We start from the raw sequence: 25,921 nt of genomic DNA, 5'->3' as shown, positions 1-25,921 counted from the left end.
GTGAAAAACACCTTCGAATGGTGTATACCATTTCGAAGGTGTTTTTTAATGCAAGTACTTAAGATTGTTTATCAGACACTTCTCCCGGTTCTTCTACATTATCCGTAGCTTCGTCTTTCTTTTCGTCCCCACTAACTAATTCATTAGCCGAATTTTTAAACTCCGAGAGTGTTTCTCCGGCCGCCTTGCCGATTTCAGGTAGTTTTTTTGGACCGAAAATAATCAAAGCTAGAAGTACAATAAGAATTAAACCTGGAATTCCAATATTAGCTATCCCCATAGCAATTCACCTACTTTTCGTCTATGCCATTTTGTGTGTGTTTGTTTTCTTTTCAGCGAGTAATCCTCCGTTTTTGAGGTATTTCTCTACACCTTCAGCGGCACGATAAGCTAAAGCTCCGATTGTTCCGGTCGGGTGATAATCGGAAAAGTGTGGAAATGCAGATCCACCTGTGACAAATAGGTTTTCCATATCCCACATTTGCAAGTAATTATTAACAGCAGATGTTTCTGGATCGGCACCCATTGCAACTCCGCCAGCATAATGTCCACCGCTGTAGATATGGTCGAACTCTTCCGGAACTTCATCTTCATCGATGATATCTGCACCCATTTCTTCCATGATCTTTCTAGTTACTTCGATACCGTACTTCGCAATATTAATATCTTGATCTGTTAATTTATTTGTAACACGTAGTAACGGATCACCAAATGCATCTTTATAGGTCGGATCTAAGTCTGTAAAATTGTGCCACCATGGCATAACTCCTGGTACAAACCAAACATGCAGCATACTGTTTGCATATTTGACAGAGTTGTCCTTGAATTCTGCACCCCAGCTAGGAGTATCACTTGGTACGGCTAGACTTTGGATTGGACCCAATCCATACTGTCTAATTTCCGGGTGTCCACCATGTATGAAGTTTTTACCCTCAGGGTCAATATGCTCTACTGTAAAGTCTCTTAATGTTGCGCCAAGAGCCCCTGCTCCACCATACATATTGAATTTCTTGTCATTGAAAAAGCCCCGAACACCGAGGAAAGTATTATTAAATTGGCCGACAAAGTTTCTTCCAATTACACCTTCTCGTTTTTTTGGATTATAAGGCTTGCCGATTTCGGAAAGTAGTAGTAAGCGTGTATTTGTAAAGGTAAATCCACCTAAAACAACTACATCCGCGGGCTGTTCGTATTCAAGTCCTGTTTTCATATCTACATACATGATCCCAGTAGCCTTTTTACCATTATGTAGCACACGACGGGCATAGGAATGAGGACGAAGCTCGTAGTTACCTGTTTTTTGTGCTGTTGGAATAACGGTAACAACAGGATCCGATTTTGCCCCGAAATCACACCCGAAGTGAGAGCAGTAGGAACAAAATTGGCACTGGCTCAGTTTTTCCCCATCTGGGTTTTCATAAGCTTCACTCATGTTACCTGCAGGAATCATATATGGATGGTACCCGAGATTCTCTGCTGCCTCTTTAAATAAATTGATTGCCGGTGAACTTTTAAGTGGCGGGTTTGGATAAGGGTTCGAACGGGGTGGTCCGAGTGGATCCTCTTCTCCTGATGTTCCTGCTGTTTTTTCAAACCGGTCATAGTACTTTTCAAATTCATCATAAGTGATGCCCCAGTCTTGCAAAGTCATTCCTTCTGGTATTTTATCTTTACCGAATTTCTCAACGGTTTTCGTATACACTTCAAAGTCAAATGGATTATTACGGAACGTACAGCCTGCCCAGTGCGCACTACCTCCACCTACATCGTTTCCAACCATCATTTCAGCTTGTGTTCGGACTGGCTGGGCTTCTTCATCCATTTCACTACGAGAAGTAATGGTTTCTTTTGATAAATCTTGCATCATATCATAACGCTGTGTAAATCTGAGTTCATCTTTACTTCCAAGATAATCGTTGACTGTTTTTTCTTTTCCTCGTTCTAGTCCAACGACTTTATAGCCAGCTTTGGCAAGCTCGGCGGATACAATACCACCTGACCAACCTGTACCAACTACAACTACGTCTACTTTATCCAGTTTTATTGCCATGAAATCTTCCTCCTGTTGTGTTTAAACTTATGATTGTTGGTAATCGTTCAATCCCATTGGTTCCATTTTGACAAATTCTTCTTCCTCGATAATATCGATGAAGCCTGGACGTGGACCTGGATAATCTACCATTCTCCAGCCATCCATGTTTTTATTTCCGCCATAGAGAGGATCCGCAAATACACCTTCGATTGTCATTTTTCGGAGTAAACTAAAGAAATGTTGTGAACCTACACCAGTCAGTTCAACCTCTCCATTATCAAATAGTTGTAATATCTCGTCTTGTTGCTCGCCATCAAGGTTACTGAATTTATCATCGAACTTATCTTCACTTACTACATCCAATTTTCTTAGGCCTTCGATAATGATTTGACCTCTGTTTAGAGGTGTTTCATAACGCATCACTTCATCATCATCCGTATCACCATTGACCTTAAATGGATTTTGCATATACTCTTTCGCGTTCGTTCCCCATGAGCCTGCTAATTGCTTGTCAATGAAATATGGTACACCTAACTCAACTGCACCTGGGCCATTGTCATCTTCCGGGTAGATACGCTCAACTGCTGCTCGCAGAATTACAAAGTCCTCAAAGCGATCGAAAAACATGCGCGCTTCTTGGAAATCGCTTGCTGATTCTGTTGTGGTTTGCGGTGTTTCTGACTCCTCCTTTAGAAACGGATTCGTTAGTATTCCCCCAAGGATAGATCCACCTACAACACCACCAGTGAATATCCCAGCATTTTTCATGAATATCCGGCGGTTCATTGTTTTTTTATTATTAGAGTTTTCATTAGCCAAGATAGTACCTCCTTAAAATTAGATATATGTACTAAAAAAAACAGTACAGTTGAATATTATACGCTTTTCTAACTTTAATGTCTAACAATCTAAATGAAACTAAAGACTTGCTTATATTTGGGTAATCCTTCAAGTGGAATGTGCGGAAGATTAGAATGAAAAATGGTCCTATTTACTTAGTTATCAGTCTACCCACAATCTAGCGTTTTAAACCAAATTTTTTGAATGAATTATGAAGTATTATTTTATAAATCTCCCCTGCTTGCAAATCAAGAAGGATGGGATAAAATTAGATAAGGAAGTAAGTGAAGTAAATAGAAAAAGCGGAAGAACAGGTGTATTTCTGCGCAAGAAATACACCTATTCAATCAGATTTTTATTTTCAGTTGTAAAAGGGGAGTGTGAATGCATATGAAGAAAAAGGTAATCGTTTATGACCGAATTGAAGAACCAGTACTTAGCGCATTACAAGAAGAATTTGATGTACGAATATTTAAAGAACGTGATGCGCATGATAATCCTGAATTCTTATCATTCCTCCAAGAGACCGAGGGGGTTATTGGGCTAGGTTTTCCTGGTCAAAGTGACATCCTTGATAAAGCACCGAATTTAAAAATCATTAGTAATGTGTCTGTCGGTTACAATAATCTAGATACCGAAGAATTAACAAAGCGGAACATCATGGGAACGAACACGCCAGATGTATTAACAGACACTGTAGCTGATATGGCAATGGGCTTAATGCTTTCAACCGCGAGAAGAATGCCCGAGCTCGACCAATATGTAAAACAAGGAAAATGGAAAGAAGCTGTTACTACAGAATTATTCGGCGTGGATGTTCATCATAAAAAGCTCGGAATTATCGGGATGGGCCGGATTGGTAAAGCTATTGCACAACGAGCTCATTTAGGGTTTAATATGGATATACTGTATCATAGCCGCACGCCGAAACCAGATGCGGAGGAACGGTTTAATGCAACATACATGAATCTCGAGAGTCTGCTTAGGAATTCCGATTACATATGCCTTATTACCCCTCTTACGGATGAAACAAGGGGGATGATTGGCAAAAAAGAATTCCAATTAATGAAGCGATCCGCAATTTTTATTAATGTATCCCGGGGAAGTACGGTTGTGGAAGCGGATTTGATTGAAGCGCTGAAAAATAAAGAGATAGCAGCGGCAGGGCTAGATGTATACGTACAAGAACCAGTAAATCCAGATAACGAGTTATTAAAAATGAAAAATGTCGTGACATTACCGCATATTGGGTCGGCTACGGCTGAAACAGAACATAAAATGGCAGCATTAGCAGCTGAAAATTTAAGAGCAGGATTGAACGGTGAAAAACCAGGAAATCTTGTAAATCCAGAGGTATGGAAGAAGGAGTAAGAAAATGGCAGAGCAACTAAGATTAAGAGCATATGAAGAAGATGATATTCATTTTCTACACAAGTTAGTGAATGATCCCGCAATTATGTCCTATTGGTTTGAAGAAGCTTATTATTCAAAGTCTCGACTAAAAGAAATATTTGAAAAAGAGCAGCAAGATAGCAGTACGCGCAGCTTTATTTTAACAAACGGCGAACAAGCACTTGGTCTTGTTCAATTATTTGATATTGATTTTGTCCATCGTCATGCTGAATATGCGATTATGATTGATCCCGCAGCTCAAGGAAATGGCTATGCAGCTAAGGCAACAAATTTAGCATCTGATTACGCATTTAAAGTGTTGAATCTACACAAATTATTTTTATATGTGGATGAAGTTAATGAAAAAGCCGTGCATGTTTATAAAAAATGTGGCTATAAATATGTTGCTACGTTAGAAGAAGCGTACTTTGTTAATGGAATTTATCATAATGCTGTCTTGATGAATATTTTTAAGCGGGATTATCTTGGATTGAATTAATTTTTTTATGTCTGAAAAGAATAGAGAAACTTGTGAAACAGTTGATATTCATGCTGTAATTAGGGTATACTTTATATAGAAAGACATATACTAAAAAGACCGCAGATGCTGGTAACATCTACGGTCACAATAAACTGAAACCCCATCAAGAGGGGTAGGTAGCTTGGGAAAATAATCCCTCACTTTCCCGCTTAAGATCATGAGGGATTATTTTTTATTGCTTTCGGACATGATAAACGCTATTAACATCCCAAAGGATATCATTAGCGCTAACACGCTTTCAAAAGCCATTGGCAACACCTCCCAACTTGGGAAGTCTCCCGCCGAAAACGAATCGACAAGACGACAAGTGCTACCATAACCCCTCATGTGAAGCTCAGTTTATTGATGAGTTTAGTATATCATAAGAACGAATGAAGTTTCCTAAGACAGAGTTATTGTGTAGCAATAGCTCTTTTTTGTGTTTTCTAGTGAAGAAAGAGCAGAAAGGAAGGGGTTAATTGCAAATACGAAAAGCTAATTCAGACGATGTAACCGGTATCGCAAAAGTACATGTAGACAGTTGGAGAACGACTTATAAAGGTATTATTCCAGACGATTTCTTGAATAACCTTTCCTACGAGCAACGAACAGAATTATGGAAGGAAAATATTGCAAGAGAAGACAATTATATTGTTGTTGCAGAAAATAACGAAGGACAAATTATAGGTTTTGCGGATGCTTGGAAAAGAGAAAGCAATATAGTGAAGAACTCAAGTGACTTAACTTCCATTTATTTGCTTGAAGAATTTCAGGGTAAAGGGATGGGGAGGAAATTACTTCATGAACTGTTTTTGCATTTTAAGCGATTAGGCATTGAGAAAGTCTTTGTCGAAGTATTAGAGGAAAATAAAACCCGGTATTTTTATGAACATTATGGTGCGAAGCTAGTTGAAACGAAACAGATAAAACTTGCCGGAAAAACGTTGAGTGAGTTGATATATGTATGGGATGATGTAGACAAGGTGATAGAGAGAATAAATTCCTAATGAGAAGCAGATTCTAAATCGTTCAGTAAACGAGCCATATGTGAAACTTCTGCAGGAGTACATACGTAATGATACGAGGAGGGATAACCGTGAAACTTTTATCCTATGCTCTATTGCTTGGCTTCATTTTATTTTTAAACTTAGGACTTTATTTACCATCCTTACTTTCAGTTGATGAGGAAGACATAGGAAAAAATACAAACCGTTTAAAGAAATCTAAATGGTTTCAAGAGTGGAATATAAACAATTAATTATTCACGATAAGGATGTCCGTAAAGTTATTGGAAAGTTCAATGATAAGAAAATTGATAAGAAATTTTTTCAGAATAGATACCGAAAAAAACTACAAAGTATTTTACAACAAAAGCCAAATAATAATTTAGCTTAGTATGCATATTATCGTGCTCAGAGTTCTGGAGGGATCGTGTGAAAGATAGTTTAATTGTGGTGTTATCCATCGTGGTAGTCACTTATATTATTTATAAAAACAGAATTAAATTAAAGGAACTTACAAAATTTCAAATTCTAGGAACGGGATTTACCTATCTTGCTGTTGCTTGTATAGGGGGATTTATTATATATTACGGTGGAAATTGGGTTGCAGGGAAAATGCCGAATTTGTTTTTTAAATATATAATTTTTCTAGTAGTCATTTGTATAACGCTATATTTATGTGTAAGTGTGTTGCACAAATTATTACGGAAGATTACGAGTGGGAAACTGCCTACAAACAATCATGATTGCTAAAGCTAACAGTATCATTGGTTAAGCTGGATTAAGCTCCGACTGTTTTTAATAAATAGCAGCAAACATAAAACGAGATAGGTGAATTAATTGAGTATAAAAATAAATAACGAACTTGAAATGAGGTCGTTAAATGAAACAGATTTAAAGCCCTTGTGGGTATTAGCATATAAAGAGTCAAATCCGGAATGGAAAAAATGGGATGCCCCTTATTATGACCACGCGGCGGTAACATACGATGCTTTTCTGAAAGAAATGAAATCATCTCTAGTACAGCAGGATAATCGCTGGGGCTTGTTTGTTAACGGAGAGTTGATCGGAACCGTGTCCTATTATTGGGAGCATAAGCCTTCAAATTGGCTTGAAACGGGTATTGTTATTTATAACCCCGATTATTGGAATGGTGGATACGGAACCATCTATTTTAAAGCGTGGGTCGATCATTTGTTCAACACTTTACCCTTAGTTAGAGTGGGCTTCGCTACGTGGTCCGGGAACGAGCGTATGATGCGGTTAGGCGAGAAATTGGGAATGCGTTTGGAAGGAAGACTGAGAAAATGTCGGTTATACAATGGCATATATTATGACTCTATTCGAATGGGAATATTAAGAGAAGAATGGGAGCGGTTATCAGACGAGTGCAAATTGTATTTTTAAGAAGCATTAATATAATAATAGTAAGATCATAAACTATTAAAAAAGAAAGGCTTGAGCACTCTAATATCTAAAGCCCAAGATGAAAATTAACTTCAGACGGGCTTTTTCTTTCGCTCTTATGTTTTACTGAACGGAACTTAAGGACAATTTAAATGCATCATCGAATACTCGCTGACTTATCTACCTTCCTTTTAAAACAAACTTTACTTCATCACTCCACTGAATAATTTAATATTTTCATCGAACTTTCATAATCAATGTGTATGCTTAAGGAGAGAACAATGGTATAAAGGAGAAAAGTTATTGGCGCTAATAAGTAAATTAATACCTATAGGTGTATTTGCTCTGAGTTTTGCAGGTGGTATCCTTTTCTTTTATATAACGAGTGATTTATCTAAAAACAATAAAAAAATACATATCGAACAGATGGTTTCAGAGTTGATAAATGTTGTCATCTTTATTTGGATCGGGAAAATTTTAACAAATCTGAAGCTGTTCATCCAAGATCCTTTGGCAGTGCTTGCTTACCCAAGTGATTCTCAAGCATTTTATCTCGCTATTCTAATCAGTGGGATTATCCTGTTTATAAACGTAAAGAGGGGAAAAATAAATGCTGTCCCATTTATGAAAGCATTTATTCCCGTAATTTTAGTCGCATCTTTTTTGTATGAATTTATTTACCTCGTTTGGCTTCAAACGGGTGGTACAATTGGATACTTTATTTTAATCTCCTTGCTTCTTATCTTATATTACATCGTACATGATCAATTACCTGACAAGCTGCTGTTCATCATGTTACTGGTAGTTTGGTCTGTTGGAGTGTTCATTCTTTATTCGATACAACCATTTGTTACCGTGTTCGGTTATATAATAGCACCTTGGTTTGTTTGGTTATTTTTTACAATAAATATCGTTATTATTTTAAGAAAGAGGGATCGTCGTGGGCGGAATTGAAGCAGATACGCTATTGATTGCGGGCACATTTCTTGCGGTTGGTGCAGGGGCGTTATCATTCTTATCTCCTTGTGTACTTCCAATTTTTCCAGCGTACCTGTCCTATATAACAGGAATCAGTGTGAAAGAGTTACAAGGAAGTAAAAATACAAAAATCAGAAAGGAAATCCTTAGTCATTCTTTAATCTTTCTAATTGCTGTATCGCTTGTCTTCATTAGCCTTGGAGCAAGTGCGTCATTCTTTGGACAGTGGGTGCAAGGATTGCTGATAGGAGATTCAGGGTTGTTTATTCAGCGGATTGCGGGCATCCTAATCATGTTCATGGGGCTCTTTGTTGGTGGTTGGATTACAATTCCAAGCTTGATGAAAGAAAGGCGTTTTCAATATACGAAAAAGCGGGCGAATTACATTGGAACATTTTTAATAGGTCTTGGATTTGCGGCTGGATGGACGCCATGTATTGGACCGATTTTCGGATCTATTTTACTACTGGCAGCTAGCAATCCTGGACAAGGCATTTTTTACACGGTGATGTATGTTGTCGGCTTTTCGTTGCCGTTTCTTGTTTTAAGCTTTTTCCTCGGTTCCACAAGGTGGATTGTGCGCCATAGTGGCATCATTATGAAGGTCGGTGCGGTCGTCATGATTCTCATGGGGCTCGTCTTGTTCTTAGGACTGATGCCACAAATTACTGGTTTCTTACTTGATATTGTTGATGATACATGGTTATCAAAGCTAGGATAATATTAGGAGGCTTTTGGGATGAAAAAGTTAATTCTTATTGTTGTATTTGTTCTCATGTTTGGCTGGGCGGTCTATGAATTTGTCGGAGATGCTGATACGGAAATTGTAGAGGAAAATGGTGTGAATGATTCTGAAATAGAAACAAGCGGAGAAGAGGGTGCGAGTGTGGCCAGCGATATCGCAGTAAGTGGGAGTACTGAAGAGGAAGGGCTCGATTTTGGTGATATGGCACCTGACGTGAAACTGAAGACAATGGACGGGGAAGAGGTGCAGTTATCTGATTTCCGCGGGGAACGTGTCATGCTGAATTTCTGGGGAACTTGGTGCCCGCCTTGCCGTGCAGAAATGCCGGATATGGAGAAGTTCCATCAGAATACAGATATAAAAATTATTGCAGTTAATTTAATTGAAACAGAGACGAGCCTTGATGATGTTCATCAGTTTATCGATGATTATGGACTCACCTTTTCTGTTTATACCGATGAAGGGAATGCTGCAGCGGAGGCGTATCGCATTCAGCCGATCCCAACTTCCTATTTGATCAACTCGGACGGGACAATTCATAATAAAGCCTTTGGTGCTTTGAATTATGAATTGATGATACAGGAGTTCGAAAAGATGAAATAACAGTTTCTTTTCCTTACAATATATATAGAGGTGTCAGAGGATGAAACAAACGGTATTAGTTGTTGAGGATGACGAGATGATTCGTAAGCTCGTGAAGATCTATTTGGAAAAGGCTGGGTATGATGTTTTGGAAGCTGTGGACGGTGAGGAAGCGCAGGAAGTCTTTTTAACTCATCGTCCTTGTTTGATTATCCTTGATTTAATGTTGCCAAAGCTTAGCGGGGAAGAATTTTGCGGGTGGGTAAAAGAGCAGGCCGCGAATGAAGTTTCTATTATTATGCTTTCTGCTAAAGCGAAGGTAGAGGATCGGATTAATGGTCTAAAAATCGGAGCAGATGACTATTTAACGAAGCCGTTTGATCCTGATGAATTAATTGCCCATGTTGAAGCAGTGATGCGTCGGACAGGTCAGTTCTGTCAAAAAATAGTCTATGACGGATTATGCATTAAGCCTAGAAGGGGAGAGGTTTTGTTATATGATGAGGAGCTTCATTTAACAAAACATGAATTCAATCTCCTTTATTATTTTATGGAGAATCCGAATGTTGTCTTGTCGAGAGAAGAATTAATTGACCAATTATATCCGAATGTGGATAAAACGGTGTTAGATCGGACGATTGATGCACATATTAAAAAGTTAAGAAGTAAAATTGAAATCAATCCATCAACTCCAACACGGATTCAAACGGTTCGAGGAATGGGGTATAAATTTGTTCATGAATAAAAAGAAGACGTCCTGGCTGCCGAAAAACTTTCTCTTTCGTTTGACTTTCATCAACATCATTATTGTAGCTTCCTTTATTGCTCTAAGTAGTTGGGCAATCTACAATACAGCATGTTTTCTTGTGGAGAGCATGGGAACAATGACTGGAATGAATCAAGCACAGTTTAATAAAACACTTTATTATTACTTGTGGATTTTCAGCCTGCTTGCGATCATCATTGGAAGCATCGCCCATTTTTATCTAACGAAACGATTAATCCACCCATTAAAAAGATTGATTGAATCTACAAATAGTATGAAAAAAGGTGATTATCCAGAACCTATCGAAGTTACAACAAGTGATGAAATCGGTCAGTTGACAAGGAACTTTAATGGATTAGTTCATCAGTTGAAAAAGAATCATGAACAGCGACAGAAATTAGTATTGGATTTATCACATGAAGTACGGACACCGCTTGCGAACTTAAGCGGCTATTTGTATGCATTAAAAAATGGGGTTATCGAGGGCGATCCAGCTTTATATGAATCGCTTTATAAAGAATCGGAACGGCTGACGAAGATGATTACACAGCTCGAAACGTTGAAGGAATGGGATTACATTTCGGAACAATTATTTTTTAAAAAAGAAAATGCTGATCTTGCGAAATTGCTTAAGGAAACGGTGAGCATGTTTGATTGGCAGTTGCAGGATAAAAATATTCCACTGGAGATCGATGTGGAATGTGCAGAATTATCAGTTGATAGAGAAGGAATTTTACAGGTGTTTCGTAATTTAATTGATAATGCGATTCGTTATTATTCTGGTTCAGGCACGATAATGATTAAAGGTGAAAGGTTAGCAAACGATTATTATATAGGTATCACTGGTCCAAGCCATCCTATTCCGTCCGACGCGGGGGAAAAGCTCTTCGAACGGTTTTACCGGGTCGATCCGTCGCGTAGTCGAGGTACGGGAGGTTCAGGACTTGGTTTAAGCATTACGAAAGAAATTATTGAACGACATAATGGAGACATTGGTTGGAAGGAAGGAAAAAATAAAAATACATTTTGGTTAACATTGCCGCTAGAAGATGCCTAATCAAACAGCATCAGGTTGGATAAATGATGAGTAGAAGAAGGAGCCATACAGCTTTTATGTTGTATGGCTTTTAGCAGTTCTAAATTTTAATATGCAAATTAAATTATAAAATAAGCAAAAATGGATAGGCAAATAGAGGTGATGCCTATTGTAATGAATGGTTTTAATGCTTTTGTACGTAAATCTCTCAGGCTTACATTCAATCCAAGGCCAACCATGGCTGCTGTCAAGATCCAGGTTGTTGCAGTACTCACGCCTTCTAAAAGCTTCACAGGAAGAGGGAAGATGCTACCGAGTACATAGCTACCTAACATACTCATTAAAATAAATCCGAGCAAGAACCAAGGGAATTCTATCTTTTCCTGTGTCTGCTCCTCACTTCGCTTGAATTTAAGAAAATAGATAAGAAGGAAGCAGAACGGTACAAGTAGGAATACTCGACCCAATTTCGCCAGAAGTGCCATAGCTAATGCTTCTTCTCCAGCTGGCTCTGCCGCGATTGCAACGTGGGCAAGCTCATGTAAGCTGATTCCCGACCAGATTCCATAATCAATTGCAGTGAATGGTAATAATGGCTTAATTAATGTATATCCAATTGCGAAAATCGTTCCCATTAACGCAATAATACCGACACTAATAGCCGTGTCTTCATCCTTTGTTTTTATTATTGGCGCGACCGCAGCAATGGCAGCAGCTCCACAAATCCCAGTTCCCACCCCGAGTAAAAATGAAATATTTTGATCTGCTTTCCACGCTTTCGCTAGCAACATCATCAGACCAATTGCAAAGACTATAACAATGGCGTCACGGAAGAGCAATCCAATGCCATCTTGGAATATAGTATTAATATTTAATTTCAGTCCATATAAAATGATAGCGAAACGTAGGAGCTTCTTCGTCGAAAATGTAATACCTGCTCGCAATATTTCCGGATAACCAAATAGTTGTCGGTAAAGAACAGCGATAACGATTGCACAAGCCAATTGGCCAACGGGCTGAAATCCTGGTACGAGTGCCAATAAATAGCCGAGTAAAGCAATAAAAAAGGTAAATGCGATACCAGCTAACCAATAAGGAAATGATTTTGCATTGTTCGTCATGGAACCCCTCCTTTTCTAAGCATAGCTAAGAAAAGTTCATAAGAAAAATAAAATATAGTAATGATTATCATAAGTAATTAGTTATAATAAAGAAAAATGAATAGGTAAGGAGGCGAGATGATGGATAAACATTTACAACTATTTATAACCGTTGCTGAAAAGAAAAGCTTTTCTAAAGCGGCAGAAGAACATTACATGACACAACCTGCTGTGAGTCAATATATTCGTGCATTAGAAGATCAAATCGGCATGCGTTTATTGGAAAGGACGAACAAATACGTTCATTTAAATAAAGCAGGTGAGATTGTCTATCATTATGGAAAGGAAATTCTAGGTTTATATACAACGATGCAAAACCTGGTGGACGATTTAACGAATAAAGCCAATGGGCCACTAGCCATTGGAGCGAGCTATACCTTTGGGGAATATGTTCTGCCGCGAATGATCGCTGAGCTAAAGAGGAATTATCCGGATATTGAACCGACTGTAACAATCGGAAATACGGTCAGGATTGCAGATTTAGTTGCGGCCCACCAACTTGATGTAGGCATTGTCGAAGGGCATTTTAACAGGAAAGATGTTCATATAGAACCGTTTGCTGAAGACGAAATGTTTATTGTTGCTTCCCCGACAAGCAAACTGTGTAGTAAAGAAGGATTAACGCATCGTGATCTTGAAAATGAAACATGGATTGTCCGGGAAAAGGGGTCTGGAACGAGAGAAGCGACAGAGAAGCTATTTCAAACTTATGGAATTAATCCTTGCCGGTTCATGCATTTTAGCAGTACCCAGCCGATTAAAGAATCGGTAGCGTCCGGGCTTGGAATTAGCCTGCTATCTAAGTGGGCGATTCAAAAAGAAGTGAGATATGGAGATTTAAAAATTATTGCAATCGACGGCCTCCCGCTCTTACGGGAATTCTCGATTATTACAAAATCTCCATTCCAGACGAGGGCCTTAGAAGTCTTTCTTAATCTTCTTCGGGACAATGGAAATGAAACAAAGAAAAAACATCCAGAATGAGCGGTGAAGTTTTTCCTCTGTATATTTTTCAAATATTTAGTTATAATGAAAGATAAAAAGAGGGGATTACATACAATGGGGAAATTAAAGAAAAGCGCGCAAGTTATACAAGATTCTCTGCTTGCGAAGGGATATGACAATGAAGTAATTGAGCTTGCAGATAGCACACGAACCGCAAAGGAAGCCGCTGAGGCACTGGGGTGTAAAGTTGCGCAAATTGCGAAGTCGATTGTCTTTAAATTGAAAGAATCCGACAACGCATTGCTCGTTATAGCCAGTGGTTCCAACCGGATTAATGAAAAGCATTTAGGGCAGTTGATCGGTGAAACATTAGGAAAAGCAGATGCGGAATTTGTGAAAGAAAAAACTGGCTTTGCGATAGGCGGTGTGTCGCCAGTCATTCAGGATGCGACGATTAAAGTTATCATTGATGAAGATTTACTTCAATACGAAGATATATGGGGCGCCGCGGGACATCCGAAAGCTGTGTTTCAAATGACACCTGTCCAATTAATTGAACTGACAGATGGTGAAGTATTAAATATAAAAGGATAAAACAGGAAAACATGTCCTTACCGATTAATGGTAAGGGCATTTTTTTTGAAAAAATCTGTTTAATTCCAATTAAATCGGGTAAAAATTGAATATATTAAAATAAATGCATTAAATTTGTGACGGAAATGTGAACAAAGGTATTGTTTCGCATAACGTATAGTGTTATACTATTCATAAATTCCGAAAGGGGCAAATTGTATGAAAACATTGGGAAACGGAGTGATAAGGTTTTTTTTGGCTAATCTTACGGTAATTGTTGTGATCGCAATGCTACCGGTATTTTTGGTCACGGATCAAGTACCTTTTTATAATAGTTTGATGGATTACTTATTTAATAATAAGTCTGCACTATAAGGAAGTGCCAGGCACTCTTAAAGAACATAGGATAATCTAAATAAACCCCGCCTCATGAGCTGGTGGGGTTTTTTTGTGTTTCAGTCTGCGGAAGTTCGGTTAATGACAAATTTATTCATCCAACAAACGATATAGGTAATTAATAACAGAAACTTTAAAAATATCAAGATTTACTATAGTATTAGATGAATAGACAACAAAAACTTTGAAAGTGAGGAAATTATATGCGTTTTGAAACAAAGGCAATTCACGTTGGGCGAGGAATAGACCCGTTAACTGGGGCAGTGACGAGTCCACTTCATTTATCTACTACATATGAACGAGCTGCAGATGGCTCGTATACAAATGATTTCATGTATAGTCGCGGGGATAATCCGAATCGTCGAGCACTGGAAGCGTGTCTGACATCGCTTGAATCCGGGTTTGACTGTGTGACTTATGCTTCCGGTATGGCAGCGATTTCTTCTATAATCGAGGCACTGCCGCAAGATTTACCACGCCGGGTTGTGATGCCGGATGATATGTATTTCGGTATTCGTGCACTTATATCTGAGACGGATATTGGAAAGAGATTCGATATTGCCATCGCAGATATGACGAATCTTGCTGAAGTGGAAAAGGTGATACAAGATGCGCCGACAGGTCTTGTCTGGATGGAGACACCATCTAACCCGCTCGTGAAAATAGTCGATATCAAAGCAATTACGAAGATTGCACAAAAAGCAGAGGCTTACACGGTCGTTGATAATACATGGCCAACCCCGGCTTTACAACGTCCCCTTTCATATGGAGTTGATTTTTCTCTTCATTCTGTTACAAAATATATTGGAGGTCATAGTGATTTAATGGTTGGGGCAATTGTGGCTAAGTCTGATAGTATCTATTTGAAAAATTTGCGTGCTTGGCAGCATGAAAAAGGTGCAGTTCCTTCACCGTTTGATTGTTGGCTGGCTCTCCGGGGTGTCCAATCGCTTTCACCAAGGATGAGAGTCCATTGTGCAAATGCTTTAGAACTTGCGGAATTCCTTGAAGCACATCCGAAAGTCGAAGCGGTCCATTATCCTGGCCTTGCTAGTCACGCAGGGCATGCGATTGCAGCTAAACAAATGAGTTCATTCGGCGGGATGTTATCTTTCCAAGTAAAAGGCGGCGAGAAAGAAGCAATGGAAGTTGCAGCAAACGTAAAAATATTTACACGTGCAACGAGTCTAGGCGGGACACATAGTCTCATTGAACATCGCGCCTCCGTTGAAAAAGATAAAACGATGGCACCAGCTAATTTATTACGTGTTTCTGTTGGAATTGAAAATATAGAAGACTTGAAAGAGGATTTGTCACAGGCATTAGAGTAAGTTCGTGATACATGAAAGGAAGCTTGGAGGCATCAATAAAATGGTATTAGATACAGAACAGAGAAGGAAAAATGAGACAATTAGCCTTCTATTAGTTGCAGGAATTATGTTATTTGCTTCTAATTTACGTGTTCCCATCACATCAATTGGCTCACTGGTGCCAGTTATCCGCGATAATTTAGACGTAAGCAGTTCGGTGATGGGCTCAATCTCAACTTTACCGCTACTGGCATTTGCGTTTGTTTCCCCATTTGTACCGAAAATCGCAAACCGGTTCGGTATGGAAAAGACGATATTTTTAGCGATGATGATATTGGGGCTTGGGATTGTTGTTCGGTCTGCTAATGGAATTAGCACATTATTTATTGGGACCGCTCTGATCGGGATTACGATTGCTTTTGGAAATGTGTTGCTTCCAGGTCTTATAAAAATGCGTTTTCCCTTTAAAATCGGCTTAATGACAGGTCTGTATACGATATTTATGAATATATTTGGTGCACTAGCTTCTGGGGTTAGTGTACCATTATCGAATATTGAAGGATTTGGCTGGAGAGTTTCCTTGGGAATATGGGTCGCATTAATCCTAATTGCTCTCATTGTTTGGTATCCGCAAGTAAGAAACCCACAGCCCCAACCTGACTTAAATGTCGAACAGAAAAAAACAAAAATGTGGACTTCTGCTACAGCTTGGAACGTAACAATTTTTATGGGTTTTCAATCATTGATGTATTTTACCCCACTAACCTGGCTGCCTGATATTCTGCAGTCTCATGGTTATTCGCTTAGTCAGGCAGGGTTGATCATCTCGGTGATGTTGTTAGGCATTATTCCAGTAAACTTTATTATTCCGGTGCTCGCCGACCGAATGAAAAACCAAAAATTATTAGGAGCGTTTACGGGTATTGTTTTCATCCTCGGTTCAGCGGGGTTATTTAGCAGCAATCTTAGTATACTCATTATTTCCGCTATCTTAATTGGGATTGGATGTGGCAGTGGTTACAGCTTATCGATGATGTTCTTTACATTACGAACTAGAAATGGTTATGAGGCCTCTGATTTATCTGGGATGGCCCAATCGATTGGCTATCTTATCGCGGCAACGGGACCAATTGCATTTGGAGGATTTTATGATGTAATGGGCAGCTGGACGGCGCCGATTATCGTATTAATTGCAATTGGAATAATCATCGTGATATCAGGAGTGCTCGCTGGTCGGGATGTCGTTATCGATAATTAAAAAATGGAGGTAACAGGATGCTGAAAGAACAGTTTCATATTGCCGTACCGACAGCTTTTTTAGAAGATGAATCAGTGGACCTGGATGGAACAATCAACCATATAAGAAACCTTTATAAACAAGGGATAAGGTCTGTACTTGTTTCAGGAACAACTGGTGAACAGCATAGTTTAAACCTGCAAGAGAAAATGGAACTCCTTAACCGCTTAGAAAAGGAAGAAGAACTCATTAACGAGATGGAAATCATATTCGGTGTTTCTTCCGTTAGGCAGAAAAAAGCGGAGGAACTTGCGGAAAGGATTCAAGAGACAAAAATCGCGGGAGTTATGCTTGGCTTTCCTCCTTATATTTTACCGACACAGGAAGAGGCTGTCAGCTATGCAAAGAGCATTTTGGAACGGAGTAAGAAACCTACCATTTTATATAACAATCCGAAGAGAACTGGTTTCGACCTTTCCGTTGACAGTATTCTTGAATTGAGCAAGCTTGAATTAGTCCTGGGAATTAAGGATGCCGGGGCTAAAGAAAAAAGTTGAAGCGATTAAAAATCATCTCAAGCGCAATGAATTTTATTTTTATGCAGGCGGAGAAGTAGATTTAGAGGAGAAAATATCTTATGGCTATTACCGATTATCGTCTATTGCAGGGAATATAGCGCCACGAGTAATCAATAATTGGTTTCGCGGATTGTTAGAAGGGCGACAGGAGAACGAACAAGAAATAATGGAAATAGGCATGATTTTAGAGCAGGTTTATCAAGGAAATGCAATTGTAAATGTGAAAAGAATCTTGAATCAGAAAGGTTTTCAAGTGGGGATTTGTAGAAGTCCGATAGGAAACTAGTTTCTTGAATAAATTTTATACTTTAGAAAGTGGAGTAGAATAATAAACAAATTTAGATTAGGGATTGGAGAGCTACCTCAAAGCTTCCAATTCCTTTTTTTGTATAAGAAACCAGTTGTTTATTATGGCGTTATTATTATATTCACATTCACCAGTCAAACCGAAATGTTTGAATAATAAAACAGTTGACTTGTAGGACGTCCAATCATATACTGGTTGTAGAACGACTGAAAGGGCTTTCTAATTAGTAGTTGTTGGACGTCCTATAAGTAGTCAGTTGCTTTGTTGGATAAAAGTATTTGAAACCGTAAAACATAATATAAAAAGGAAGGTGCTTTCCACATGAGAATGGTAGATGTTCTTGAGAAGAAACGTGATGGATTGGAATTAACAAAAGAGGAAATTGAATTTGTAATTGAAGGGTATACAAATGGTGAAGTTCCTGATTATCAAATGTCCGCATTCCTAATGGCTGTTTATTTCCAGGATATGACGACAGAAGAACGGGTAAATTTAACAAAAGCGATGGTTGAATCTGGAGACCAAGTCGATCTATCAGAAATTGACGGTGTGAAAGTCGATAAGCACTCTACTGGCGGGGTGGGTGATACAACAACATTAATCCTTGCACCACTCGTAGCCGCTGTAGGTGTTCCTGTTCCGAAGATGTCCGGCCGTGGTCTAGGGCATACAGGTGGTACGGTTGATAAGCTGGAATCTATTGCAGGCTTTCAAGTTGAAATCGAACCGGAAACATTCATTGAACTTACGAATAAAAACAAAGTCGCAGTTGTCGGCCAAAGTGGTAACTTAACACCTGCTGATAAAAAGATTTATAGCTTACGTGATGTAACGGCTACGGTAAATGCGATTCCCTTAATCGCAAGTTCGATTATGAGTAAGAAAATTGCTTCCGGTGCAGATGCAATTGTACTTGATGTGAAGACAGGCTCTGGGGCATTTATGAAGACATTGGAAGATTCCAAGGAATTAGCCCATGCGATGGTACAAATTGGTAATGGAGCTGGAAGAGAAACGATAGGGGTTATCTCGGATATGAACCAGCCTTTAGGATTTGCAGTTGGTAATGCGCTTGAAGTAAAAGAAGCCATTGACACATTACGGGGAGAAGGACCAGTTGATTTACATGAACTCTGTCTTGAGCTCGGCAGCCGGATGGTTTATCTCGGTAAGAAAGCAGATTCCATTGAACAAGCGAAAGAAATGCTTGAGGAAGCAATTAACTCAGGAAAAGCGATTGAAACATTCAAAACAATGATCACAGCGCAAGGCGGAGATGCATCGATTGTCGATGCGCCGGAAAAACTACCTAAGAGCTCCTACACATTTGAAGTGGAAGCAAAAGAAGATGGCTTTGTATCAGAAATCATTGCGAATGAAATAGGAATTGCAGCAAGCTTACTTGGAGCGGGACGTCTAACGAAGGAATCCGAAATTGATTTAGCAGTTGGACTCGTGCTGAATAAAAAGATCGGTGATGAAGTGAAAAAAGGCGAATCGCTTGTGACAATTCATAGTAACCGGGAAGATGTAAAAGATGTGATCGATAAGATTTATGGATCCTATTCTGTTTCCAAAGAAAAGATAGAGAAAAAACCCCTAATCTATGATGTCATTTATGAATAAAAGAACAACATTTTTAAAGGAGTGAAGATTAATGAGTCATACATTTAAGCGAGTATTTGTTGTTGTTATGGATTCTGTTGGAATTGGTGAGGCACCGGATGCTGAGAAATATAATGACGTAGGAGCGAATACTCTTGGTCACATTGCCGAGCATATGGATGGGCTTCATATGCCAAATATGGAGAAATTAGGGCTAGGCAATATTCACGAGTTAAGAGGCATTGGGCCTGTAGAAAAACCACTTGCACATTATACAAAAATGCAGGAAGCTTCTGCTGGAAAAGATACGATGACAGGACACTGGGAAATCATGGGGCTTTACATTGATACACCGTTCCGTACATTCCCGGACGGATTCCCTGATGAAGTCATTCAAAAATTAGAAGAGAAATCCGGTAGGAAAGTGATTGCAAATAAACCGGCATCGGGAACGGAGATTATTGAAGAGCTAGGGAAAGAACATATGGATACAGGAGCGCTAATTGTTTATACATCAGCCGACTCCGTATTACAAATAGCTGCACACGAAGACATTGTTCCGCTTGAGGAACTATATGAAATCTGTGAGTATGCCCGTGAAGTATTGAATGATCCGGAGTATATGGTTGGTCGTGTCATTGCCCGTCCGTTTATCGGAGAACCTGGCAGCTTCGAGCGGACGGCAAATCGTCATGACTATGCTTTGAAACCATTCGGGCGGACAGTGATGAGCGAATTGAAAGATGCAAACTATGACGTGATTGCAATTGGTAAGATTTCCGATATATTCGATGGAGAAGGAGTAACAGAATCTCTAAGAACCGTATCTAATATGGATGGTATGGATAAATTACTGGAAACGATGGATATGGACTTTACTGGTTTGAGCTTCTTAAACCTAGTTGACTTTGACGCGAAGTATGGTCATCGCCGTAATCCTCAAGGCTACGGAGAAGCGCTGGAAGAATATGATGCAAGACTTCCAGAAGTGTTTGAGAAGTTAAGAGAAGATGATTTACTCATCATTACAGCTGACCACGGAAATGACCCCGTCCATCATGGAACCGATCATACGAGAGAATATGTTCCGTTACTCGTCCATCATAAGGGAATAGCAGTAGGAAAAGAACTGCCGTTACGGAAAACATTTGCCGATCTTGGCGAAACGGTCGCCGACAACTTTCAAGTTATAAGTCCGAAGTTCGGGCAAAGCTTTTTAAATGAAATAAAGTGAGGGGGAGAGACATGAATAAAACAGCAATTGAAACAGCTGCAACGTTTATTAACGATAAATTGACAGCACGTCCTGAAATTGGTCTTATTCTTGGTTCAGGTCTTGGTGTACTCGCGGAGGAAATAGAAAATCCGGTACAGATAACGTATGAGGATATACCCAATTTCCCGGTTTCGACGGTGGAAGGGCATGCTGGCAGACTTGTTATTGGTGAACTTGAAGGAAAAACGGTACTTGCTATGCAAGGGCGTTTCCATTTCTATGAAGGTTACGGTTTAGATGAAGTGACCTTCCCGGTTCGAGTGATGAGGCAGCTAGGGATTGACAAGGTAATCGTCACGAATGCGGCTGGAGGAGTGAACCCAGCGTTTGAAGCAGGAGATTTAATGATGATTACGGACCATATTAATAATGTCGGAATAAATCCGTTAATCGGTCCGAATGATGCGGAACTTGGCGTCCGTTTCCCGGATATGTCAACTGCCTATGATCGCAAATATCAGGAACTAATGGAAGAGGTTGCTGAAACTCTAGAAATTCCGTTACAAAAAGGTGTTTACGTCTGGAATAGTGGACCAAGTTATGAAACACCAGCGGAAGTTCGAATGCTGCAACAAGTAGGCGGGGATGCGGTCGGAATGTCTACCGTTCCGGAAGTGATTGTCGCTAAGCATAGCGGGATGAAAGTGCTTGGAATATCCTGTATTTCGAATATGGCTGCAGGAATCTTAGACCAGCCATTATCCCATGAAGAAGTAATGGAAACAACAGAAAAAGTAAAAGCGGATTTCCTCAAATTAGTTAGAGGCATCGTACGCCGTTTACCAAGTTCCCATAAATAAGATGAGGTGAGAAAATGACAGAGAATATCGCGAAAATGATTGACCATACGTTGCTCAAAGCTGATTCAGTGAAAGAGCAAATCATAACTTTATGTAAGGAAGCAAAGGAATATAACTTCTATTCCGTATGTGTAAATCCAACTTGGGTGAAAGAAGCAGCGGAACAATTAAAAGGTACTGACGTAGAAGTTTGTACCGTTATCGGCTTTCCACTAGGCGCCAACACACCGGAAACGAAAGCATTTGAAACAAAGGATGCAATTGCAAATGGTGCGACCGAAGTGGATATGGTCATTAATATTGGCGAGTTGAAAGCTGGAAACGATGAAGCAGTTGAAAATGATATTCGTGCGGTTGTAAATGCTGCGGCAGGTAAAGCGCTTGTCAAAGTAATTATCGAAACGAGCTTACTTACAGAAGAAGAAAAGGTTCGAGCTTGCGAACTTTCTGTAAAAGCAGGCGCAGATTACGTGAAGACTTCAACTGGCTTCTCTACTGGAGGAGCCACGCTGGAAGATGTGAAACTTATGCGCGAAACAGTTGGCCCGGATATTGGTGTAAAAGCTTCTGGCGGTGTGCGCGGTAAGGAAGATGCACATGCTATGATAGATGCCGGTGCTAGTCGAATCGGCGCAAGTTCCGGGATTAAAATTGTCACCGAATAACGATCAAACGACTGGGCGGGCCGAGGGAATTTTAGAAGGAAGTAGACAGAGTGAAAGATAAATTAAATCGAATAACTGGAGTTTATGATAAAGGATCAAATGTAAAGCAAGAGATCCTAGCAGGATTGATCTCATTCTTTGCAATTGTATATATTATTGTTGTAAATGCGACGATACTTTCGGATGCTGGAATTCCGATTGAAGGTGCCGTCTGGGCAACAATTATAACGTCGATGGTCGGCTGTTTCATTGTCGGATTCGGTGCGAATGTGCCCTTGATTCTTGTTCCGGGCATGGGATTGAACGCGATGTTCACGTATACGTTCGTCCATGCCATGGGACTAACCTGGCAGGAAGCATTGGCGGTTGTATTTGTAGCGGGGATTATTTTTGTTCTCATATCATTTACACGATTAGCGACGATTCTTGCTCAGTCGATTCCAAATGCGTTAAAAGAGGCCATTACGGTTGGTTTAGGGATGTTCCTTGCACTTATTGGTTTAGAGAAGAGTCATATTATTGTGAGAGGGGAACATTCCATCATTGCGCTTGGTGATATCGGGAGCCCTGAAGTATTAGCATTTTTCCTTACATTTATTATAGCGCTTGGATTATTCCTCCGTAACATACCGGGACATTTCCTCATCACCATTTTAGTTGGAACGATGATTGCCTGGATGTTTGGCCTGATTGATTTTAACCAAGCTGGAGGGGCTAACTTATCCTTGGCTGATTATGCGGGTGTTTTCAATGCGATGTCTTTCGATGGGATCATGTCCATTACATTTTGGATTGCCGTATTTTCCCTGACGATGGTTCTCGTGTTTGAAAATATTGGTCTGATAGGTGGCCAACTAAAACAAGCACAGCGGGATGAACAGTATACCCCAGCTATCCGTTCTGTTTCCATATCAGCGATGTTAAGCGGATTGTTTGGTACAAGCCCTACGGTGTCTACGGTTGAAGGAGCTGCTGGAATTGCAGCAGGTGGCAGGACAGGAATTACCTCGATTGTGACTGGGTTCCTATTTCTTGTAGCATCTCTTTTCATTCCAGTCATTAAGTTAATTCCAAGCACAGCAATATCGCCAATTTTAATTATAATAGGCGGACTTATGATGCTTAATATTAAAAACATTAATTTTAAGGATCTGTCAGATGCCTTTCCTGCACTAATCATTATAATAATGATCCCATTCACATACAGTATCGCGGATGGAATAGCATTTGGCTTTATTGCTTACCCACTAGCAAAACTTGCAGTAGGCAAACGCAAAGAAGTATCCATGCCACTATATATCATTACCCTGTTATTCCTTATTAATTTCGTATTACAAGCGATATAAAGAAACAAAGGCGGAAGCGCCCGTTTAGCAACGTACAAACTGGAGCACTCCGGAATGAGATAAAGGAAACATGCCCCTTTAGGGGTATGCCGATGTTGGGCCTTGGCCCGTTCTTAGTCGGCCTTCCTTTTCTCTTTGAGTTGATGTGGACTTATCGATTGGAGGAGTGTGAAGTTTGATAGTTGCTGGGCGCAGAGTGGACGTGGCTCGTGCTGGTAATTTTAGTTATCCATCATTTTCCTTTGGTTTAATATCTAAATTTCTATTGAAAGCGTTCTGACCATGCTATACAATATGAAAATGGAGAGGAGAGCGCTCATTGAAAAGTCACTATCAAAAACCGCGTTACTTGATTGTTATCGAACAAATCAGAGAAAAGATAAACAATGGTGAACTTGAACCGGGAGAACAATTGCCATCCGAAACAGCTTTGGCAAAGGCACTTGGCGTATCAAGGAACACATTACGGGAAGCATTACGAATACTAGAAGAAGAAAATATTATTATCCGTAAACATGGGATTGGCACATTCGTAAATCGAGTACCTGTATTCCAGGGTGGCATTGAAGAGCTATTCAGTATTACTGAATTGATTGAAAGAGAAGGAAAAAAATCAGGAACAGAAATCTTATTTACAGGTATTGTCGGACCGCATCGGGATGATATAGAAGAGTTGGAATTGGAGGAGGACGAGCAGGTTTTCCTAGTGAAACGTGTTCGGACGGCAGATGAAGTCCCTTTAGTTTATTGTATTGATAAAGTTCCGGATAGTATTCTTCATAAGGGTTATAAACTAAGAGAGGAATCAATTTTCAACTCCTTAGGTGATGCTGGGATTGTAATCAACCATGCCAGGTCACAGATCAATACAATTGCCTATCACGACGAAATATCAAAAATTATGAACTGTGACCAGCATACGCCGCTTCTTGTGTTGCGACAGGTCCATTTTGATGAGTCGAATCGACCTGTACTTTATTCGATTAATTATTTCCGTTCGGATCAAATAACATTTAACGTATTGCGGAAAAGAGTATAAATTGGGCGAGTGAACCATTTCAAACCGAAGCATATTTTACGCTTCCAGAATCTCTGGAAGCAATATTCAGCACTATACTTGTAGGACGTCCAATCATTCACAGATAAATGGAAAGAGTTAGAATTATTTCTTATATAATGTAAGGTGTTTCACTGAAGCGGCTAATAAAGGAGGAAAAAATAATGGATATTATCCTAGGTATTGTAGGGATTGCGGTTATCCTTGGCTTAGCATATCTATTTTCCAATGACAAGAAGAACATTAATTTTAAAAGTATTGGAATTATGCTAGCCTTACAGCTACTTATTACGTGGTTTATGTTCGCGACGGAAATTGGAGCGAAGATTATTAATGGCATTTCCGCTGTATTTAACAAACTGATTGAATTTGGACAAGAAGGAATTGGATTCGTTGTTGGTGGGTTTGAACTCCAAGAGGGTGGCGTATTCTTCTTTAACGTACTATTGCTTATTGTATTCTTTGCCACACTTCTTTCCGTTTTAAACTATTTAAAAATCTTACCAACGATTATTAAATGGGTTGGAGGCTTGGTGTCTAAGGTTACCGGTATTCCAAAAATTGAAGCCTTTAACGGGGTAAATAGTATCTTCTTTGGACAATCGGAAGCTTTACTTGCGATTAAGGCACAGTTTCACCACTTGACAGCTAATCGTTTGTACATGGTTAGTGCTTCGGCAATGAGTTCGGTATCAGCTTCCATTGTAGGAGCTTACATCCAAATTTTGCCGGCAGAGTATATTCTTGTTTCCTTACCATTGAACATGTTTGGTGGTTTAATCATTGCATCGATTCTTGCTCCAATTAATGTGCCGAAAGAAGAGGACGTCGTGGATGTTCAAGATGTCAGCACAGAAAAGAGTGTATTTGAAGCGATGGGGAACGGTGCACTCGATGGTGGTAAAATTGCTTTAATCGTTGCGGCTAACTTGATTGCATTTATTGCATCATTGGAGCTAGTCAACTGGTTAATTGAATCAGTCCTAGCAGGTGTAACATTGCAACAAATCCTAGGATATATCCTTGCACCGCTTTCTTTCTTAATGGGGATTGCGCCGAGTGAAATTATTGAAGCAGGGTCTATTATGGGAACGAAGATTGTAACGAATGAGTTCGTTGCAATGCTTGAATTCCAGCCATTGATGGAGACCATGTCTGAGAAAACAATTGGAATCGTCAGCGTTTTCCTAACAAGCTTTGCTAACTTCTCTTCTATTGGAATTATCGCTGGAACAGTGAAAGGGATTGACGGGGAGAAGGCGAGTATCGTTTCTAGATTCGGTTTGAAACTCCTATTTGGTTCCATTCTTGTTTCTATCCTATCTGCAACGATTGCAGGTTTATTCCTATAATTGAATCAGATAGAA

The 25,921-nt window shown here is 39.6% G+C and carries 28 protein-coding genes; 24 read left to right on the top strand and 4 right to left on the bottom strand.

Annotated features, from left to right (window positions below; translation table 11 throughout):
• Positions 1 to 58: 58 nt before the first annotated feature.
• Genes tatA through IEX94_RS14115 form a run of 3 tightly spaced genes read right to left on the bottom strand, consistent with a single transcriptional unit; the run spans position 59 to position 2,851 of the window.
• On the bottom strand, positions 59 to 280 hold the full coding sequence (gene tatA / locus IEX94_RS14125) for a twin-arginine translocase TatA/TatE family subunit (RefSeq protein WP_156857355.1): 222 nt from the start codon (positions 278 to 280) through the stop codon (positions 59 to 61).
• Positions 281 to 301: 21 nt separating this feature from the next.
• The gene (locus IEX94_RS14120) at positions 302 to 2,050 is read right to left on the bottom strand and encodes a GMC family oxidoreductase (protein WP_188858430.1); all 1,749 of its coding nucleotides are present in this window, start codon (positions 2,048 to 2,050) and stop codon (positions 302 to 304) included.
• Between the two features lie 27 nt (positions 2,051 to 2,077).
• Entirely contained in the window at positions 2,078 to 2,851 is a 774-nt protein-coding gene (locus IEX94_RS14115; protein ID WP_229782731.1) for a gluconate 2-dehydrogenase subunit 3 family protein, read from the bottom strand.
• 411 nt (positions 2,852 to 3,262) lie between these two features.
• Here IEX94_RS14115 and IEX94_RS14110 point away from each other — a divergent pair, with 411 nt between their 5' ends.
• The 11 genes from IEX94_RS14110 (at position 3,263) to IEX94_RS14060 (ending at position 11,320) form a co-directional block, all read left to right on the top strand.
• A complete protein-coding gene (locus IEX94_RS14110; RefSeq protein ID WP_188858428.1) occupies positions 3,263 to 4,243 on the top strand; it encodes a 2-hydroxyacid dehydrogenase in 981 nt (326 codons plus the stop codon).
• A gap of 4 nt (positions 4,244 to 4,247) precedes the next feature.
• Positions 4,248 to 4,763: a GNAT family N-acetyltransferase gene (locus IEX94_RS14105; RefSeq protein ID WP_188858426.1), complete on the top strand. Its 516-nt coding sequence runs from the start codon at positions 4,248 to 4,250 to the stop codon at positions 4,761 to 4,763.
• Positions 4,764 to 5,263: 500 nt separating this feature from the next.
• Complete coding sequence (locus IEX94_RS14100) at positions 5,264 to 5,791, top strand: GNAT family N-acetyltransferase (RefSeq protein WP_188858423.1); 528 nt, start codon at positions 5,264 to 5,266, stop codon at positions 5,789 to 5,791.
• Positions 5,792 to 5,880: 89 nt separating this feature from the next.
• The gene (locus tag IEX94_RS14095; RefSeq protein WP_229782730.1) at positions 5,881 to 6,042 is read left to right on the top strand and encodes a hypothetical protein; all 162 of its coding nucleotides are present in this window, start codon (positions 5,881 to 5,883) and stop codon (positions 6,040 to 6,042) included.
• Between the two features lie 175 nt (positions 6,043 to 6,217).
• A complete protein-coding gene (locus IEX94_RS14090) occupies positions 6,218 to 6,538 on the top strand; it encodes a hypothetical protein (RefSeq protein ID WP_188858419.1) in 321 nt (106 codons plus the stop codon).
• A 117-nt stretch (positions 6,539 to 6,655) separates the two neighbouring features.
• Positions 6,656 to 7,192, top strand: a complete 537-nt coding sequence (locus tag IEX94_RS14085; protein WP_188858446.1) for a GNAT family N-acetyltransferase — start codon at positions 6,656 to 6,658, stop codon at positions 7,190 to 7,192.
• 303 nt (positions 7,193 to 7,495) lie between these two features.
• Positions 7,496 to 8,146 carry a hypothetical protein gene (locus tag IEX94_RS14080; RefSeq protein ID WP_188858418.1) on the top strand — a complete coding sequence of 217 codons (651 nt, stop codon included), beginning with the start codon at positions 7,496 to 7,498 and terminating at the stop codon, positions 8,144 to 8,146.
• Positions 8,133 to 8,891, top strand: coding sequence for a cytochrome c biogenesis CcdA family protein (locus IEX94_RS14075; protein ID WP_188858416.1), 759 nt, complete (start codon positions 8,133 to 8,135; stop codon positions 8,889 to 8,891). Before IEX94_RS14080 ends, IEX94_RS14075 begins: the two co-directional genes overlap by 14 nt.
• Positions 8,892 to 8,909: 18 nt before the next feature.
• A complete protein-coding gene (locus IEX94_RS14070) occupies positions 8,910 to 9,518 on the top strand; it encodes a redoxin domain-containing protein (protein WP_188858414.1) in 609 nt (202 codons plus the stop codon).
• 40 nt (positions 9,519 to 9,558) lie between these two features.
• Positions 9,559 to 10,242, top strand: a complete 684-nt coding sequence (locus IEX94_RS14065) for a response regulator transcription factor (protein WP_188858412.1) — start codon at positions 9,559 to 9,561, stop codon at positions 10,240 to 10,242.
• The gene (locus tag IEX94_RS14060; RefSeq protein WP_188858409.1) at positions 10,235 to 11,320 is read left to right on the top strand and encodes an ATP-binding protein; all 1,086 of its coding nucleotides are present in this window, start codon (positions 10,235 to 10,237) and stop codon (positions 11,318 to 11,320) included. The genes IEX94_RS14065 and IEX94_RS14060 overlap by 8 nt, the downstream gene beginning before the upstream one ends.
• A gap of 98 nt (positions 11,321 to 11,418) precedes the next feature.
• Here IEX94_RS14060 and IEX94_RS14055 read toward each other — a convergent pair whose 3' ends face one another.
• Positions 11,419 to 12,420, bottom strand: coding sequence for a YeiH family protein (locus tag IEX94_RS14055; RefSeq protein ID WP_188858407.1), 1,002 nt, complete (start codon positions 12,418 to 12,420; stop codon positions 11,419 to 11,421).
• A gap of 120 nt (positions 12,421 to 12,540) precedes the next feature.
• Between IEX94_RS14055 and IEX94_RS14050 the strand changes: the two genes are divergently transcribed.
• The 13 genes from IEX94_RS14050 to IEX94_RS13995 all read left to right on the top strand — a co-directional run bounded on the left by IEX94_RS14050 (position 12,541) and on the right by IEX94_RS13995 (position 25,906).
• Positions 12,541 to 13,443, top strand: a complete 903-nt coding sequence (locus IEX94_RS14050; RefSeq protein WP_188858406.1) for a LysR family transcriptional regulator — start codon at positions 12,541 to 12,543, stop codon at positions 13,441 to 13,443.
• Positions 13,444 to 13,518: 75 nt separating this feature from the next.
• On the top strand, positions 13,519 to 13,998 hold the full coding sequence (locus IEX94_RS14045; RefSeq protein WP_188858404.1) for a YbaK/EbsC family protein: 480 nt from the start codon (positions 13,519 to 13,521) through the stop codon (positions 13,996 to 13,998).
• A gap of 578 nt (positions 13,999 to 14,576) precedes the next feature.
• Positions 14,577 to 15,704 carry a trans-sulfuration enzyme family protein gene (locus IEX94_RS14040; protein WP_188858402.1) on the top strand — a complete coding sequence of 376 codons (1,128 nt, stop codon included), beginning with the start codon at positions 14,577 to 14,579 and terminating at the stop codon, positions 15,702 to 15,704.
• A 40-nt stretch (positions 15,705 to 15,744) separates the two neighbouring features.
• Positions 15,745 to 16,941, top strand: coding sequence for a CynX/NimT family MFS transporter (locus IEX94_RS14035; RefSeq protein WP_188858400.1), 1,197 nt, complete (start codon positions 15,745 to 15,747; stop codon positions 16,939 to 16,941).
• Positions 16,942 to 16,958: 17 nt separating this feature from the next.
• Positions 16,959 to 17,477 (top strand): dihydrodipicolinate synthase family protein, encoded by a 519-nt coding sequence (locus tag IEX94_RS20030; protein ID WP_268239594.1) that lies wholly within the window; start codon positions 16,959 to 16,961, stop codon positions 17,475 to 17,477.
• Positions 17,452 to 17,784: a dihydrodipicolinate synthase family protein gene (locus IEX94_RS20025; RefSeq protein ID WP_268239593.1), complete on the top strand. Its 333-nt coding sequence runs from the start codon at positions 17,452 to 17,454 to the stop codon at positions 17,782 to 17,784. The genes IEX94_RS20030 and IEX94_RS20025 overlap by 26 nt, the downstream gene beginning before the upstream one ends.
• A gap of 342 nt (positions 17,785 to 18,126) precedes the next feature.
• Positions 18,127 to 19,431 carry a pyrimidine-nucleoside phosphorylase gene (locus IEX94_RS14025; protein WP_188858399.1) on the top strand — a complete coding sequence of 435 codons (1,305 nt, stop codon included), beginning with the start codon at positions 18,127 to 18,129 and terminating at the stop codon, positions 19,429 to 19,431.
• A gap of 31 nt (positions 19,432 to 19,462) precedes the next feature.
• Positions 19,463 to 20,644, top strand: a complete 1,182-nt coding sequence (gene deoB, locus IEX94_RS14020) for a phosphopentomutase (protein WP_188858397.1) — start codon at positions 19,463 to 19,465, stop codon at positions 20,642 to 20,644.
• Positions 20,645 to 20,655: 11 nt separating this feature from the next.
• The gene (locus tag IEX94_RS14015) at positions 20,656 to 21,486 is read left to right on the top strand and encodes a purine-nucleoside phosphorylase (RefSeq protein ID WP_188858395.1); all 831 of its coding nucleotides are present in this window, start codon (positions 20,656 to 20,658) and stop codon (positions 21,484 to 21,486) included.
• Between the two features lie 14 nt (positions 21,487 to 21,500).
• On the top strand, positions 21,501 to 22,151 hold the full coding sequence (gene deoC, locus IEX94_RS14010; protein WP_188858393.1) for a deoxyribose-phosphate aldolase: 651 nt from the start codon (positions 21,501 to 21,503) through the stop codon (positions 22,149 to 22,151).
• Between the two features lie 50 nt (positions 22,152 to 22,201).
• Positions 22,202 to 23,497 carry an NCS2 family permease gene (locus IEX94_RS14005; protein WP_188858391.1) on the top strand — a complete coding sequence of 432 codons (1,296 nt, stop codon included), beginning with the start codon at positions 22,202 to 22,204 and terminating at the stop codon, positions 23,495 to 23,497.
• Between the two features lie 319 nt (positions 23,498 to 23,816).
• Complete coding sequence (locus IEX94_RS14000) at positions 23,817 to 24,536, top strand: GntR family transcriptional regulator (RefSeq protein WP_188858390.1); 720 nt, start codon at positions 23,817 to 23,819, stop codon at positions 24,534 to 24,536.
• 182 nt (positions 24,537 to 24,718) lie between these two features.
• The gene (locus IEX94_RS13995; RefSeq protein WP_188858388.1) at positions 24,719 to 25,906 is read left to right on the top strand and encodes a NupC/NupG family nucleoside CNT transporter; all 1,188 of its coding nucleotides are present in this window, start codon (positions 24,719 to 24,721) and stop codon (positions 25,904 to 25,906) included.
• The last annotated feature ends 15 nt before the right edge of the window (positions 25,907 to 25,921 follow it).

Origin of the sequence: Oceanobacillus indicireducens (assembly GCF_014647195.1) — a bacterium.
Classification (GTDB): domain Bacteria; phylum Bacillota; class Bacilli; order Bacillales; family Amphibacillaceae; genus Oceanobacillus; species Oceanobacillus indicireducens.
The sequence above is the reverse complement of the archived record's forward strand: the minus strand, read 5'-3'. Positions and strand labels throughout refer to the sequence as shown.